Annotated in this window: 15 protein-coding genes; 12 read left to right on the forward strand and 3 right to left on the reverse strand. The window is 74.3% G+C overall.

The window, feature by feature from the left end:
• From ACH4T9_RS07155 to ACH4T9_RS07170, 4 genes are all read left to right on the forward strand, one after another.
• Nucleotides 1-870, forward strand: coding sequence for a DUF3152 domain-containing protein (locus tag ACH4T9_RS07155; RefSeq protein ID WP_396670379.1), 870 nt, complete (start codon nt 1-3; stop codon nt 868-870).
• A gap of 167 nt (nt 871-1,037) precedes the next feature.
• The gene (locus ACH4T9_RS07160) at nt 1,038-1,865 is read left to right on the forward strand and encodes a DUF3152 domain-containing protein (RefSeq protein ID WP_396670378.1); all 828 of its coding nucleotides are present in this window, start codon (nt 1,038-1,040) and stop codon (nt 1,863-1,865) included.
• 109 nt (nt 1,866-1,974) lie between these two features.
• Nucleotides 1,975-3,156, forward strand: coding sequence for an adenylyltransferase/sulfurtransferase MoeZ (gene moeZ, locus ACH4T9_RS07165; RefSeq protein ID WP_396670377.1), 1,182 nt, complete (start codon nt 1,975-1,977; stop codon nt 3,154-3,156).
• A 128-nt stretch (nt 3,157-3,284) separates the two neighbouring features.
• A complete protein-coding gene (locus ACH4T9_RS07170) occupies nt 3,285-3,599 on the forward strand; it encodes a hypothetical protein (RefSeq protein WP_396670376.1) in 315 nt (104 codons plus the stop codon).
• Nucleotides 3,600-3,646: 47 nt separating this feature from the next.
• On the opposite strand, the gene ACH4T9_RS07175 is transcribed toward ACH4T9_RS07170, so the two are convergent.
• Complete coding sequence (locus ACH4T9_RS07175; RefSeq protein ID WP_396670375.1) at nt 3,647-4,891, reverse strand: glutamate-5-semialdehyde dehydrogenase; 1,245 nt, start codon at nt 4,889-4,891, stop codon at nt 3,647-3,649.
• Nucleotides 4,892-4,927: 36 nt separating this feature from the next.
• Complete coding sequence (gene proB, locus ACH4T9_RS07180) at nt 4,928-6,085, reverse strand: glutamate 5-kinase (protein ID WP_396670374.1); 1,158 nt, start codon at nt 6,083-6,085, stop codon at nt 4,928-4,930.
• A 36-nt stretch (nt 6,086-6,121) separates the two neighbouring features.
• On the opposite strand from proB, the gene ACH4T9_RS07185 reads away from it, so the two are divergent.
• The 6 genes from ACH4T9_RS07185 to ACH4T9_RS07210 all read left to right on the forward strand — a co-directional run bounded on the left by ACH4T9_RS07185 (nt 6,122) and on the right by ACH4T9_RS07210 (nt 12,228).
• Nucleotides 6,122-6,433 carry an MGMT family protein gene (locus ACH4T9_RS07185; RefSeq protein ID WP_396670373.1) on the forward strand — a complete coding sequence of 104 codons (312 nt, stop codon included), beginning with the start codon at nt 6,122-6,124 and terminating at the stop codon, nt 6,431-6,433.
• Nucleotides 6,434-6,465: 32 nt separating this feature from the next.
• Nucleotides 6,466-7,875, forward strand: coding sequence for an MFS transporter (locus ACH4T9_RS07190; RefSeq protein ID WP_396670372.1), 1,410 nt, complete (start codon nt 6,466-6,468; stop codon nt 7,873-7,875).
• A complete protein-coding gene (locus ACH4T9_RS07195; protein WP_396670371.1) occupies nt 7,875-9,416 on the forward strand; it encodes a pyridoxal phosphate-dependent decarboxylase family protein in 1,542 nt (513 codons plus the stop codon). Before ACH4T9_RS07190 ends, ACH4T9_RS07195 begins: the two co-directional genes overlap by 1 nt.
• A gap of 62 nt (nt 9,417-9,478) precedes the next feature.
• A complete protein-coding gene (locus tag ACH4T9_RS07200; protein WP_396670370.1) occupies nt 9,479-10,039 on the forward strand; it encodes an NADH-quinone oxidoreductase subunit B in 561 nt (186 codons plus the stop codon).
• A gap of 159 nt (nt 10,040-10,198) precedes the next feature.
• Complete coding sequence (locus ACH4T9_RS07205) at nt 10,199-11,515, forward strand: DUF2252 domain-containing protein (protein ID WP_396670369.1); 1,317 nt, start codon at nt 10,199-10,201, stop codon at nt 11,513-11,515.
• A gap of 5 nt (nt 11,516-11,520) precedes the next feature.
• A complete protein-coding gene (locus ACH4T9_RS07210) occupies nt 11,521-12,228 on the forward strand; it encodes a hypothetical protein (RefSeq protein ID WP_396670368.1) in 708 nt (235 codons plus the stop codon).
• Nucleotides 12,229-12,254: 26 nt separating this feature from the next.
• On the opposite strand, the gene ACH4T9_RS07215 is transcribed toward ACH4T9_RS07210, so the two are convergent.
• Nucleotides 12,255-13,301 (reverse strand): glucose 1-dehydrogenase, encoded by a 1,047-nt coding sequence (locus ACH4T9_RS07215; protein WP_396670367.1) that lies wholly within the window; start codon nt 13,299-13,301, stop codon nt 12,255-12,257.
• A gap of 168 nt (nt 13,302-13,469) precedes the next feature.
• Between ACH4T9_RS07215 and ACH4T9_RS07220 the strand changes: the two genes are divergently transcribed.
• Both ACH4T9_RS07220 and ACH4T9_RS07225 read left to right on the forward strand, forming a co-directional pair.
• Nucleotides 13,470-14,249, forward strand: a complete 780-nt coding sequence (locus ACH4T9_RS07220; protein ID WP_396670366.1) for an NADH-quinone oxidoreductase subunit C — start codon at nt 13,470-13,472, stop codon at nt 14,247-14,249.
• Nucleotides 14,249-15,211 (forward strand): NADH-quinone oxidoreductase subunit H, encoded by a 963-nt coding sequence (locus ACH4T9_RS07225; protein ID WP_396670365.1) that lies wholly within the window; start codon nt 14,249-14,251, stop codon nt 15,209-15,211. Before ACH4T9_RS07220 ends, ACH4T9_RS07225 begins: the two co-directional genes overlap by 1 nt.
• Nucleotides 15,212-15,245: the final 34 nt, after the last annotated feature.

A 15,245-nucleotide genomic window follows, 5' to 3' on the forward strand; every position in this document is an offset into this window, starting at 1 on the left:
ATGATCGCCGTGTGCGTGTTGGCCGGGCTGGCTGGACTGGTCGGGCGGCCGTCCGCCGGCCAGGTGGGGCGGTCTGCGGCGGGGGTGGCGGAGGCGACCCTGGGCCAGCCCGCGCCACCGCCCCTGACGGCCGCCCCGGCCGACTCCTCCCGCCCGGTCGGCCCCTCCCACCCGGCCGGCCTGTTCGGCCCGGCCGTCGCGTCTTCCGGGCCGGTGTCCCCCCACCCGGCCGCGCCGCCCTTCGACGTTTCCGCGTCGCCGGTGCTGCGGCTGCCCGGCCCGGTGCCGTCGGCCGGCCGGGGCGGTTTCCGGTACGACGACCGGGCCGGCGAGGTGCTCGGCACGTCCGGCCGGCTGCGCCGCTACCGGGTGGCGGTGGAGCCGGAGACGGGCGAGGACGCGCGGGCGTTCGGCACGGCGGTGCAGGAGGCGCTGGCCGGGCCGGGGAGCTGGGTGGACGGCGGCCGGCTGCGGTTGCAGCGGGTGCCGGGCGGGGCCCGGCACGACTTCACGGTCCACCTGGCCACGGCGCGCACCGCGGGACGGATGTGCGCGGCGGGCGGCGTCGACATCCGGGTGGGCGGCCGGCCGTACACCTCCTGCCGGGCGTCCGGAAAGGTGATCATCAACCTGGACCGGTGGCGGAGTTCGGTGCCGCATTTCGTGTCGGCCGGCGTGCCGCTGTCGGTCTACCGGACGTACGTGGTGAACCACGAGGTCGGGCACGAGCTCGGGCACCACCACGAGCGCTGCCCGAAGCCGGGCCGGCCCGCGCCGGTGATGATGCAGCAGACCCTGTTCCTGCGGGGGTGCGTGGCCAACCCGTGGCCGTACCTGGCCGGTCGCCGGCATTCCGGCCCGCCGCTCTGACCCGGCCCGCCGCTCTGACCCGGCCCGCCGCTCTGACCCGGGCGGCCGTCGACCGGGCGGCGCGGGCCGGCTCCCGGGGCGGCACGTGAGGCTGGCAATGCGAGGGCCTTTCATGGCGACTGTGGTAAATGCCCGGAAATGCCCGCCTGGTCTGGCAGGCTGGTGGCATGACTTCGGCGTCCCCTTCCGGGCCGTTCCGCCCCTCCCGTCCGCGTCCTGACGGGCGCCGGGCGCGGCGGCTCCGCCCGCGTACGCTGCTCGGCGGCCTCGCCGGACTGGTGGCGCTCGTCGCGGCGGCGACCCTGCTCCTCGGCGGCGGATCGCCGGCCGGCCCCGCCGGCACCGGCGAAAGGTGGGCCCTGCCCGGCGGCGGCGTGGGCGACCAGGGCGCTCCGGCCGACCCGGCCGCGCCGCTCGGTTGGCCCAGCAGTGGCCCCGGCCGGTTCGCCCCGGCGGCGGGCCAGACCCCGGTCCGGGGCGCGGACGGCCCGGTGCGCCGCTACCGGGTGCTCGTCGAGCAGGGCACCGGCCAGGACGCGGACGCCTTCGCGGCCACCGTCGACGAGGTGCTCGGCGACGCGCGGAGCTGGATCGCCTCCGGAGAACTGCGGGTGCAGCGGGTAGCCGAGGCGGCCGACGCCGACTTCACCGTCTACCTGGCAACCCCGGTCACCTCCGAGCGGATGTGCGCGCTCGGCGGGTTGAGCACCGAGCGGTACACCTCCTGCCGGCTCCCCGGCCAGGTGATCATCAATTTGGCCCGCTGGATGGAGGCGGTCCCGGACTACGGCGCGCCGCTGGCGGTCTACCGCAGCTACGTGGTCAACCACGAGGTCGGGCACGAGTTCGGCGAGCTGCACGAGGCCTGCCCCGGGCCCGGCGAGGCCGCTCCGGTGATGCAGCAGCAGACGTACGGCCTGGAGGGCTGCGTCGCCAACGCCTGGCCCTACCTCGACGGGGACCGGTACGCCGGGGAGCTGATTCCGGGCGTCTGAAGATATTCCCGCTCCCGCATGTCGGGCGACGTGGCCCTGCTCATGGCCGAAACCGGTCGCGGCGAGCAACAATGGCGCGGTTCCCACCGCCGATCCCGGGGAGTCCACCGTGCCGTTGCCCCCGCTCGTCGAGCCCGCCGCCGAGCTGACCGTTGACGAGATCCGTCGCTACTCCCGCCACCTGATCATTCCCGACGTCGGGGTCGAGGGGCAGAAGCGACTGAAGAACGCCCGGGTGCTCTGCGTGGGCGCCGGCGGCCTCGGCTCGCCGGCCCTGCTGTACCTGGCCGCCGCGGGCGTCGGGACGCTCGGCATCATCGACTTCGACACCGTCGACGAGTCGAACCTCCAGCGGCAGATCATCCACGGCGTCTCCGACATCGGCCGGTCCAAGGCCGAGTCCGCCGCCGCGTCGATCCGCGAGATCAACCCGCTGGTCAGCGTGGAGATCCACAACACCGCGCTGGACCGGGACAACGTCCGCGAGATCTTCTCCGCTTACGACCTGATCGTCGACGGCACCGACAACTTCGCCACCCGGTACCTGGTCAACGACGCGGCGGTGCTGCTCGGAAAGCCGTACGTCTGGGGGTCGATCTACCGCTTCGACGGCCAGGCGTCGGTGTTCTGGGCCGAGCACGGGCCCTGCTACCGCTGCCTCTACCCGGAGCCCCCGCCGCCCGGCATGGTCCCGTCCTGCGCCGAGGGCGGCGTGCTCGGCGTGCTCTGCGCGTCGGTCGGCTCGATCCAGGTCAACGAGGCGATCAAGCTGCTCGCCGGGATCGGGGAGCCGCTGGTCGGCCGGCTGATGGTCTACGACGCCCTGGAGATGGAGTACCGCAAGATCAAGGTTCGGAAGGACCCGAACTGCGTGCTCTGCGGCGAGAACCCGACGGTCACCGACCTGCTGGAGGACTACGAGGACTTCTGCGGCGCGGTCTCCGAGGAGGCCCAGGAGGCGATCGTCGACGCGACCATCACCGCCGCCGAGCTCAAGGAGTGGCAGGACGCCGGCAAGGACATCTTCCTGGTCGACGTCCGCGAGCCGGCCGAGTACGAGATCGTCCGGATCCCCGGCTCGACGCTGATCCCCAAGGGCGAGATCATCTCCGGCGAGGCGCTGGTGAAGCTGCCGCAGGACAAGCAGGTCGTGCTGCACTGCAAGTCCGGCGTCCGGTCCGCCGAGGCGCTCGCCGCGCTCAAGGCGGCCGGCTTCCGCGACGCGGTGCACGTCCAGGGCGGCGTGCTGTCCTGGATCAAGCAGATCGATCCCTCGCTCCCCGCGTACTGAGCCTGACGTGAGGGCCCCTTCCGGACGGAAGGGGCCCTCACCGTTCCTGTCGCTCGGCCGACCGTCCGAGGCGGAAGCACGTTTGCATCGGTAGCGTGGCGACGTGCACACCACCCTGGCGGCCATCCGTGCCTGCCGCTGACCCGCCTGCCGCCCACGGCGGGAGCTTCCGGCGGTTCGTCGGCCGGTACGGCGGCCTGCTCATGTTCGTGGTGTTCGCGGTGCTCGCCGTCGTCCTGCTGGTGGTCTGGCGGACCTGGGACGTGGAGCTGCTGGAGTACGCCTGGTTCCAGCTACTGGTTTTCCTGGTGGTCGCCGCTCCGCTGGTGGCGCTGCGGTTCTGGGGCGAGGGCGCGCTGCCGCCGGCCGGGGGCACGCCGGGCCGGCGACGCCCCCGCGGCCAGCGCGAGAAGCCCCGCCGGTCGGGTCGTCGCCGTCGCTGACCGGCGGGGTGGGACGGGAACCGTGGGCGTTGCCCCGATCCCCGTGTCTACCCCCGCAGGTGGCCGTCGCCGGTGACGACGTACTTGGTGCTGGTCAGCTCGGGCAGGCCCATCGGGCCCCGGGCGTGCAGCTTCTGCGTCGAGATGCCGATCTCCGCGCCGAAGCCGAACTCGCCGCCGTCGGTGAACCGGGTCGAGGCGTTCACCATCACCGCCGCCGCGTCCACCCGGGCCACGAACTCCCGGGCCGCCGACTGCGAGTCGGTGACGATCGCCTCGGTGTGGCCGCTGCCGTACCGGCGGATGTGCGCGACCGCCGCGTCGAGCGAGTCGACGACGGCGACCGAGATGTCGGCCGACAGGTACTCGGTGGCGTAGTCCTCGTCGGTGGCGGGCACCACCGCGTCGGAGTGCGCGGCCACCTCGGGGGAGCCGTGCACGGTCACCCCGGCCTCGGCGAACGCGGCCAGCACCGCCGGCAGGAACGCGTCCGCGATCCCGGCGTGCACCAGCAGCGACTCGGCGGTGTTGCAGGTGGACAGGCGCTGGGTCTTGGCGTTGAGGGTGATCGCGACGGCCTTGGCCAGGTCGGCGGCGACATCGACGTACACGTGGCAGTTGCCCACCCCCGTCTCGATCACCGGGACCGTCGACTCCTCCACCACGGTGCGGATCAGCGACGCGCCCCCGCGCGGGATCAGCACGTCGACCAGGCCCCGGGCGCGCATCAGCTCCTTGACCGAGTCACGGGAGGTGGCGTCGAGCAGTTGCACGGCGTCCGCGGGGAGGCCCGCGTCGGCGACGGCGTCGCGGAGCACCGCGACCAGGGCGGCGTTGGAGTTCGCCGCCGAGGAGGAGCCGCGCAGCAGCGCCGCGTTGCCGGACTTCAGGCAGATCCCGGCGGCGTCCACGGTCACGTTGGGCCGGGCCTCGTAGATGATGCCGACCACCCCGAACGGCACCCGGACCTGGCGCAGCTCCAAGCCGTTGGGCAGGGTCGAGCCGCGGACCACCTCGCCCACCGGGTCGGGCAGCGCGGCCATCTCGCGCAGCGCGTCGGCGATGCCGGCCACCCGGGGGGCGTCGAGGGCGAGCCGGTCCAGCACGGCCGCGCTCAGCCCGGCCTCGCGCCCGGCCGCCAGGTCCGCCGCGTTCGCGGTCAGGATCTCGGGGGTACGCGCCACCAGCGCGTCGGCCATCGCGACCAGCGCGCCGTCCTTGACGGTACGGGTGGCGACGGCCAGCGCCTCCGCCGCGTCCCTGGCCCGCCGGGCCTGCTCGTCGACGCTCATCGTGCACTCCTCACGTGTAGGGGAAGGGCCCCCTGCCTACAGCAGCACCAGGTCGTCGCGGTGGACGACCTCACGTTCGTACGCCGGGCCGAGGGCCGCGGCCAGCTCGCCGGTGGACCGGCCGAGCAGGCCGGGCAGCTCGACGGCGTCGTAGTTGACCAGTCCCCGGGCGACCGGTGCGCCCCCGGCGTCGACCAGGTCGACCGGGTCGCCCGCGGTGAACGCCCCGTCGACGGCCGTGATCCCGGCCGGCAGCAGTGACTTGCGCCGGCCCACCACGGCCGCGACCGCACCCTCGTCGAGGTGCAGCCGGCCGCGCGGGGTGGTGGCGTGGGCCAGCCAGAACAGTCGGGCGGTGGGGCGCCGCCGCCCGGCGTGGAACAGGGTGCCGACCTCCTCGCCGGCCAGCGCCCCGGTGGCCAGCGGCGCGGCGGTGAGCACCACGGGGATGCCGAAGCCGGTGGCGATCCGGGCCGCCTCGACCTTGGTGACCATGCCGCCGGTGCCGACCCCGGCCCGGCCGGCCCCGCCGACCTGCACGCCGGCCAGGTCCCGCTCGTCGCGGACCTCGCTGATCCGGGTCGACCCCGGCCGGGCCGGGTCGCCGGTCCACAGCGCGTCGACGTCGGAGAGCAGCACCAGCAGCTCGGCGTGGACCAGCGCGGCGACCAGGGCGGCCAGCCGGTCGTTGTCGCCGAAGCGGATCTCCTCGGTGGCGACCGTGTCGTTCTCGTTGACGATCGGCACGGCCCGCAGGTCGAGCAGCTTGCGCAACGTCCGGTACGCGTTGCGGTAGTGCGCCCGCCGGGTCACGTCGTCGACGGTGAGCAGCACCTGCCCGACGGTCAGGCCGTGCCGGGCGAAGCCGGCCGCGTACCGGCCGATCAGCAGGCCCTGGCCGACGCTGGCCGCAGCCTGCTGGGTGGCCAGGTCGCGGGGGCGTCGGGTGAGGCCGAGCGGGGCGAGCCCGGCGGCGATCGCGCCGGAGGAGACCAGCACCACCTCGCGGCCGGCGCCGGCGAGCGCGGCGAGGGTGTCGACCAGCGCGTCGACCCGGGCGTCGTCGAGGCCGCCGGACGCCGTGGTCAGCGAGGACGAACCGATCTTGACGACGATCCGCCGGGCCGAGGTGACTGCTTCGCGCACCCGCCCATTCTGCGCGGTCGGTCCCGCCGCCCCCGCGGCCGTTCCCATACTCTGGCCGGTCGGGACAGCTGAGGAGTGGCGCGCGTGACACCGGAGGAGTACGTCGAGGCGGTGCTGGAGCTGGTCGAGCGCATCCCGCCGGGCCGGGTGATGTCGTACGGCGCGGTCGCCGACGCGCTCGCCGAGCGCTCGGGGCGGGCGTCGGCGCGGCTGGTCGGCTCGATCATGGCCAGGCACGGGGGCGGGGTGCCGTGGCATCGGGTGGTGAACTCCGCCGGCCGGCTGCCGCCCGGCCACGAGGTCGAGGCGCGGGCCCGGTTGCGCGCCGAGGGCGCCCCGCTGCGCCCGTCGGGCGTGGACATGGCGGCGGGTTGGTCGCCGGAAGAGGGGATGTGACCCAGGCCATAACGTGAGTAACATTCGGCGTCATGACGCTGTCGCCGGCCGGATCCGGCACGCCCCCCGGGGCACCGACTCGTTGGGCGAACGGCGGGCTGCCCCGCCGGGTGCACCTCGGCTACGCGCTCGGCTCCCTGGCGACCGGAGCCTTCGGCACGGTGCCCGGGCTGCTGCTCCTGCCGTACCTGACCGACACCCTGGGCGTCGCCGCCGGGGTGGCGGCACTGCTGGTGCTCCTGCCGAAGGCGTGGGACGTGCTGGTCAACCCGGTCGTCGGGCGGATCTCCGACCGGACCAGATCGCGCTGGGGCGCCCGCCGGCCGTACCTGCTGCTCGGCGGGCTCGCCCTCGGCGTGCTGTTCGCCGCGATCTTCGCCGGCCCGTTCGGGTCGGGCCCGGCCGCCGCCGGGTACGTCGCCGTCGCGTTCCTGGCCGCCGCGACCGCGTTCGCCTTCTTCCAGGTCCCGTACGTGGCGATGCCGGCCGAGCTGACCGACGACTACGCGGAACGTACCCGGCTGATGAGCTGGCGGATCGCGGTGCTGGCGGTGGCCATCCTGGTCTCCGGCGCGGTCGCCCCGGCCGTGGTGGCCGCCGGTGGCGACGGCGTCCCCGGGCACCGCTGGATGGGCCTGTTCGTGGCCGGGCTGATCGTGCTCGGCGCGGTCGGGGCGTTCCTCGGCACCCGGGGCGCGCCCACCGGCACGGTCGGCGAGAGCGAGCCGACCCTGCGCGCCCAGCTCGCCGTCGCCGGGCGGAACCGGCCGTTCCGGGCGCTGCTGGTCTGCTTCGTGATCCAGTCCGCCGGGGTGGCCACCATCCTGGCCGGGGTCAGCTACTTCGCCGGCCAGGTGCTGCGCGACCCGGACACCGGCCCGACCGTGCTGTTCGCCTGCTTCGTCGGCCCGGCGCTGCTGGTGATGCCGCTGTGGACCCGGGTCGGCGCCCGGGTCGGCAAGCGGGCCGCCCTGGTCGCCGCGTCGGTGCTGCTGGCGGCCGGCGCGACCGTCCTGGTCGCCGCGCCGGTGCTGCCGGCCGTCGCGGTCTATCTGGTGGTCGCGGTGATCGGCGTCGGGTACGCCGGCCAGCAGGTCTTCGCGCTGGCCATGCTGCCCGACTGCATCGCGTACGACACCGCCCGCACCGGCCGGCGGCAGGCCGGCGTGTTCACCGGCCTGTGGACGGCGGGGGAGACCTTCGGCCTGGCCCTCGGCCCGGGCATCTACGGCCTGGTCCTCCAGCTCAGCGGCTACGTCTCGTCCGACACGGGCACGGCGGCGGCCCAGTCCGGCACCGCCCGCCTCGGCGTCCTGCTGGGCTTCACCCTGCTGCCGGCCCTCCTGGTGGCCCCACCCCTGCTCCTCCTACGCCACTACACCCTCACCCGGGCCGACCTCCTCGCCACGCCCACCCTCCACGAGAAGGGCACCACCACCTGATGATCGACGACCAGGACACCGGCCGGGCGCTGCCGGGGCACGGGGTGCCGGCCGAGCGGGTGCTCCGGGAGATCCGGGGGCTGCGCGAGGCCGACCGGCCGACGCACGGAGGGCGGTTGTTCGCGTACGTGTACGACCCCGCAGTGCCGGGGCTGGACGACCTGGCCGCCGCCGCCCACGCCGGCAGCGCGCACGTCAACGGGCTCGACCCGACCGCCTTCCCGTCCCTGCTGGCGATGGAGAACGCGCTGGTCGGGGCGGCGGCCCGGCTGCTCGGCGGCGGCCCCGGCACGACCGCCCCGGACGTCGTCGGCAGCGTCACCAGCGGCGGCACCGAGTCGCTGATCCTCGCCGTCAAGGCGGCCCGCGACGCCCGCCCCGAGATCGGCGAGCCCCGGATCGCGGTGCCGACGACCGCGCACGCGGCGTTCGCCAAGGCGGCCCACTACCTGCGGGTGGCCCTCGACCCGGTGCCCGTCGACCCGGACACGCTGCGCCCGTCGGCCGCCGACGTGGCCGCCGCGATCCGCCCCGACACCGTGCTGGTCGCGTGCTCCGCCCCCTCGTACGCGCACGGCGTCGTCGACCCGGTCGCCGGGATCGCCGAGGTGGCGGCGGCGGCCGGGGTGCGCTGCCATGTGGACGCCTGCTTCGGCGGTTGGACCCTGCCCTGGCTGCGCCGGCTCGGCGCGCCGGTGCCGCCGTTCGACTTCGCCGTCGACGGGGTCACCTCGATCTCGGTCGACCTGCACAAGTACGCGTACGCCCCGAAGGGCGTCTCGGTGCTGCTGCACCGCGACCCGGCGCTGCGCGCCCCGCAGTACTTCGCGTACGCCGACTGGCCCGGGTACACCATGGTCAACCCGGTGATCGCCTCCACCCGCTCGGGCGGGCCGATCGCCGCCGCGTACGCCACCCTGCGCCACCTCGGCGAGGACGGCTACCTGCGGCTGGCCGGTGCGACCCGGGACGCGGTGGCCGGGCTCGCCGACGCCGTGCGGGGCGTCGACGGGCTGCGGCTGATGGCCGAGCCCGAGTCGACCGTGGTCTGCTTCACCTCCGTCGACCCCGGGTTGGACCTGTTCGTGCTGGTCGACGAGCTGACCGCGCGCGGCTGGCACACCCAGCCCCAGCTCACGTACGGCGAGCTGCCGGCCAGCGTGCACCTCACGGTGACCGCCTCGGTGGCCCCCAGGGTGGCGGAGTTCGGCCCCGACCTGGCCGACGCGGTCGCGGCGGCCCGGGCCGCCGGGCCGGTCGAGCTGCCCGCCGAGCTGACCGCGCTCGCCGCGACCCTGACCCCGGACGCGCTGACCCCGGAGCTGGTCGCCGGCCTGGCCGCCGGCCTCGGCCTCGGCGGTACGCCGTCCGGCCTGGGCGGTGTGGCGTCCGGCGGCCCGGCGTCCGGCGGCCCGGCGTCCGGCCCCGGGGCCTTCGCGCCGGACGCCACCGTCAACGCCCTGCTCGACGCCGCCCCACCGGCCCTGCGGGAGCGGCTGCTGGTCGAGTTCGTGGGCCTGCTGCAACGCCCGACCTACTGAGCGGCCCGGCCGGGCCGTCCGGTGGCTGTGGTTGACTGACGCTGGGAGAGAGGGGGCCGGTCGTGCAACTGCCGGGAGTGCTGGGAGAGCCGATCCGGTTCGTGCTGAACTGGGGCCGCCGCTACTCGCTCTGGGTGTTCAACTTCGGCCTGGCCTGCTGCGCCATCGAGTTCATCGCCACCAGCATGGGCCGGCACGACTTCATGCGGCTCGGGGTGATCCCGTTCGCCCACGGCCCGCGCCAGGCCGACCTGATGGTGGTCTCCGGCACGGTCACCGACAAGATGGCCCCGGCGATCAAGCGGCTCTACGACCAGATGCCCGAGCCGAAGTACGTCATCTCGTTCGGCGCCTGCTCCAACTGCGGCGGCCCGTACTGGGACTCGTACTCGGTGACCAAGGGCGTCGACCAGCTCATCCCCGTCGACGTCTACGTGCCCGGCTGCCCGCCCCGCCCGGAGGCGCTGCTGCACGGCATCCTGCGCCTCCAGGAGAAGATCGCCGCCGAGCAGTCAGGCATCGGCGGCGTCCCCCGCCCCGACCCGCTCGCCTCCCCGGCCGGCGGCCGGTCCCCCCGTTCGGTGGAGTCGCTGACCGCCCCACCGACCCGCCTCCCCGACTGAGTCCCACTCCACCCCCGTCGACATGGAGTTGGCGTAGCCCGCCCGGCGCCCCCGCCCCACCTTCGTTGATCATGAAGTTGTTGCCATGACACGCCGGACGGTCTGGTAACAACTTCATGATCAACCAGGGGGTGGCGGGCGGGGGTTAGCCTGCCGGCCATGACCCAGTCCGCGGACGATCGGTCCGCCTTCATCGTTGACGTGCTCACCGAGGAGTTCGGTGCGTCGATGGCGCTCGACCCGGCGGCGTTCCGCCGCAAGTTCCGCAAGATGGCAGCCTCGCCGTTCGCCTTCTACCGGGGCAGCGCCTCGCTCTTCTACGCCGACCAGCGCGGCGACTTCGCCGACGACGCGTTCCTGGACGAGCGCACCAGCCGGGTGTGGATCCACGGCGACCTGCACGCGGAGAACTTCGGCACCTACATGAACGCCTCCGGGCAGCTCGTGTTCAACGTCAACGACTTCGACGAGGCGTACGTCGGGCCGTTCTCCTGGGACCTGAGGCGGCTCGCCGCCAGCGTGGCCCTGCTCGGGTACGCCAAGGCGCTCTCCGACCGGGCGATCAGCGACCTGGTCACCGGCTTCGCCCGGTCGTACCTGACCGAGCTGCGGGCGATCGCCGCCGGCGGGGACGACGCGATCGGTTCGATCACCCTGGACAACGCCGACGGGGTGCTGCGCCGGGTGCTCCAGCAGGCCCGGCTCAACACCCGGGTAGACCTGCTCGCCACGCAGACCACCGTCGACAACTACGAGCGCCGGTTCTCCCTCGGCGACGGGGTCTTCGAGATCGACGACGACACCCGGGCGAAGGTCTGCGCCGCGTTCCAGGACTACCTGGGCACCCTGCCCGAGTCGTCCGCCCGGCTGCGCCCGGTCGCCGCGCACATCAAGGACGTCGTGCTGCGCAAGGGAGTGGGCATCGGCTCGGCCGGGCTGCCGTCGTACAACCTGCTGCTGGAGGGGCACACCCAGGCGCTGGAGAACGACGTGGTCATCTACATGAAGCAGGCCCAGGTGCCGGCGGTGGCCCGGCACATCGACGACGAGCGGGTGCGCGGCTACTTCCGGCACCAGGGGCACCGTACGGCCGAGTCGCAGCGGGCGCTCCAGGCGCATGCCGACCCGTGGCTGGGCTTCACCGAGCTGGACGGGGCCGGCCAGCTCGTCGCCGAGGTCTCCCCGTACGCGGCCGACCTGGACTGGGCGGACGTCAACGAGCCGGAGGAACTGGCCGGGGTGCTGGCCGACCTGGGCCGGGCGGTTGCCCGGATGCACTCGGTGGCCGACGACGAGTCCAGCCACGACCTGGTCGACTACTCCACCGAGGAGGCGATCGTCGCCGCCGTGGACGCCGACCCCGACGGGTTCGCCACCGGGCTGGTCGAGTTCTCGCACGCCTACGGGCTGCGGGCCCGCGAGGACCACCAGCTCTTCGTCGACCTGTTCCGCAACGGCCGCCTGCCCGGCATCTGACGGCCGTGCCACCCCGTCTGCCCCCGTCGGTCGCCTGGAGCCTGTTCGCGATCGCCCTGTCCAGCTTCGTGGTGGGCGTCGGCTGGGAGACGTTCGCCGGCGACAACATGCAGAACCATCCCTACCTGGTCAACGTCCTGTCCGGCATGACGGGCTTCTCCAGCAGCGCCCTGGTGGTGACCCTCGGCGTCAGCCGTTTCCTCCGGCGGGAGTACGTGCGGCGGTGGTCGCCGGTGATGGGTGACGCCGTCGGACAGGTCTCCGAGGACGTGACCGACGTGCTCAGGTGGTTCCTGCTGGAGGGGGCGGTGCTGCCGCGCCAGCCCTGGCGGCGGGGCGGGCCGCTGCTCGACGACGGGCTGTACTTCAGGACCCTGCGACTGGTCAACGAGCACGGGGTGCCGGAAACGGTCGCCCGGGAGCGGCTGGACGTCCTGCTCCGCCTCCTGGACCGGCTGCTCAACCGCTCCGTGCCGGCCTTCGAGAAGACATTCGACGTGGTGGCGGAACCGGCCCTGGACCGGGCCGTCGGCGAGTTGCGACGGACCACCGAGGCGCTGACGGACGGGGTGGAGGGAAACGCGCTCCAGGGCGCCCTGCTGGCGGTGCTGCTCGGCACGGGTGAGCTGTTGAAGGCGCTCACCGCAGGCGAGAACTACCGGCTGCACCGGGCCTCCGTGCTGCGTCGACGGGGGTCCGCCCAACCGGTGTGACCCCGCGTCGGGGAGGGATCGCCCGCTCAGACGGTGAAGTCGAGCACCACCTTGATGTCGTCGACGGTGGGGGTGTACGCCTCGGTGTACGCCTCCACCGGCACCCGGCGGGTGATCAGCGAACCCAGCCAGGCCGGGTCGGCCCGGGCGAGGGCCTCGGCGGCCAGGTTCCAGTGCCGGCGGTTGGCGTTCACCGAGCCGAACACCACGTGGTTCTCCAGCACCAGTTCCCGGTTGAGTGCCCCGGCGTCGAAGTTGATTGTCCGGCCGCCGCTGGACACCCCGGTCAGGCAGATGATCCCGGTCGGACCGGCCTTGCACATCGCGTCCAGCACGACCACCGGCGCGCCGGTGCACTCGACGATCACGTCCGGGTCGAAGTCGAGCTGCGCCACCGACTCCGTGTGGTACGTCGCGCCGAGCGCCCTGACCAGGTCCGGCTTCGGCCCGGTGGTGGCCCGGTCGAGCACGTGCACGGAGAACCCGCGCTGGGTGGCCAGCAGCGCCGCCAGCAGGCCGATCGGCCCGGCCCCCGTGACCAGCACCGTCTGCGGCTGCCACTCGGCGCGGGCGCCGATCCGTTCGATGTGGTCCCACGCCTTCGCCACCACCGCGGTCGGTTCCAGCAGCACCCCGACCGGGGCCAGGGCGGGGTCCAGGCCGACGGCGAACCCCGGCTGTACCCGCCACCGGTCCCGGGCGAAGCCGGGCAGCGCCTTGATCCCGTGCTCGGTGTACCTGCCGTTGCGGCACATGTCCCACTCGCCGATTGCGCAGTTGGGGCAGGGCACCGGGTCCGGGTGCCGGACGATGCCGGCGACCAGGTCGCCGGGTTGCAGCGTGCCGCCCGGGTCCTCCAGCACCCGGCCCAGCGACTCGTGCCCGAGCACCAGGGTCGACGCGCCGGGCGGGGCCTCGCCGTAGTCCCCGGCGACGATCTCGTGGTCGGTGCCGCAGATCCCCACCGCGAGCGCCTCGACCAGGATCGCGCCTTCCTCAGCGGGCGGCTCGGGATGGTCGTGCACCAGGCGCAGTGAGTTCGGGACCCCGGGGGTGACAGTCACGGCGCGCACGACCTCATCCTTCCCCGGCGAGCCGGCCACCGCCGGTGAAAACGGCCATCCGGTCCGCCGGGTAGAGCGGCCATCCGGTCGGCCGGGCCACGCGCACGCGGACTCCGCGCGGCCCGTGGCCGGGGCGGCCCGCCGCGTGGGGCCGGCGTCGGCCATAGGATCAGCGACATGACTCCGGAAGAGGTCGGCCGGCGGCTGGTGGCGCTGCTCGCCCCCGTCGAGGCCACCGCGTCGGTATCCGGCGGCCAGGCGTACGCCCGGGCCACCGTCGACGTACCCCCGGCGAGCTGGCGGGACGCGCTGGCCGCCGCCCGGGACGACGCGGACCTGGCCTGCGACTTCTTCGACTGGCTCTCCGCCGTCGACCAGTTGGCCGACGGTTGCGAGGTGGTGTCCCACCTCTGGTCGACCGGCCACCGGCACGGCCTGCTGCTGCGCACCCGGGTGCCGTGGGACGAGCCACGGGTGGCCTCGGTCGTCGACCTCTACCCGGGCGCGGCCTGGCACGAGCGGGAGACGTACGAGATGTTCGGCGTCGACTTCCCCGGGCACGGCGAGCTGAGGCCGCTGCTGCTGCCGCCGGAGTTCGAGGGGCACCCGCTGCGCAAGGAGTTCGTGCTCGCCTCCCGGGTGGCGAAGCCCTGGCCGGGCGCGAAGGAGCCCGGCGAGTCCGGGGCCGGCGGCGGCCGGCGCCCGATCCGCCCGCCGGGCGTACCGGCTCCGGGGGAGTGGGGGCCGACGCCGACGCCCGCCGGCGCGGCCGGGGTCGGCGAGGGGCCGCGCGGCGGCACGCCCGCCCGACCGGCCCGGGAACGCCCGGCCCGCCCCGCCCCCGGGGCGCGCCCCGGCCCCCCCACCCCGGCCGCCCCGGAGGCCGCTGGCCCCGAGACCGCCGGCCCGGAGAGCCCGGAGAAGAACGCCGACCGTGGGAACGGAGGTACGGCCTGATGCCCGACTGGTTGGAGGCCGTCCTGCGGGTGGTCGGCGTGCTGGCCGCCTTCCTCGTCCTGCCGCTGGTCGTGGGGCAGGCCGAGCACAAGGTGATGGCGCACATGCAGGGCCGGCTCGGCCCGATGTACGCGGGCGGCTTCCACGGCTGGGCCCAGCTCGTCGCCGACGGGGTCAAGTTCGTGCAGAAGGAGGACGTCACCCCGCGCGAGGCGGACCGGGCGGTGTTCCGGCTGGCCCCGGTGGTGGCCCTGGTGCCGTACCTGCTCGCACTGCTGGTGATCCCGCTCGGGCCCGGCGACCTGGTCGGGCAGCCGCTGGACATCGGCCTGTTCTTCGTGCTGGCCGTGGTCGGGGTGGGCGTGCTGGCGGTGCTGATGTCGGCGTGGGCGTCGGCCAACAAGTACAGCCTGCTCGGCGGGCTGCGCGGGGCGGCCCAGCTGCTCGGCTACGAACTGCCGCTGGTGCTGGCCGCAGCGTCGGTGGCCATGGCGGCCGGCACCCTGAGCCTGCCCGGGATCGTCGAGGCGTGGCGGCCGTGGTGGCTGCTCTGGCAGGCGCCCGCGATGATCGTCTTCTTCGTCGCCGGGCTGGCCGAGATCCGGCGGCCCCCGTTCGACATGCCGATCGCCGACTCCGAGCTGGTATTCGGGTACATGACGGAGTACACCGGCCTGCGCTTCGCGTTCTTCCTGCTCGCCGAGTACGTCGGCATCGTGGTGATCGCCGCGCTGACCACCGTGCTCTTCCTCGGCGGCTGGCAGGGCCCGTTCGCCGACGAGCACCTCGGCTGGCTGTGGACGCTGCTCAAGGTCTTCGCCGTCGCGTTCGTGATCATCTGGCTCCGGGTGTCGTACCCCCGGCTGCGCGAGGACCAGCTCCAGCGCCTCTGCTGGCTGGTCCTGGTCCCCGCCTCCCTGGCCCAACTCGTCCTGACGGCCACCATCCGCCTAGCCCTCTAACCCCCACCCCCACCCCACCCCTCCTTCCCGCGAT

The organism is Micromonospora sp. NPDC020750, from assembly GCF_044334565.1.
GTDB lineage: Bacteria > Actinomycetota > Actinomycetes > Mycobacteriales > Micromonosporaceae > Micromonospora.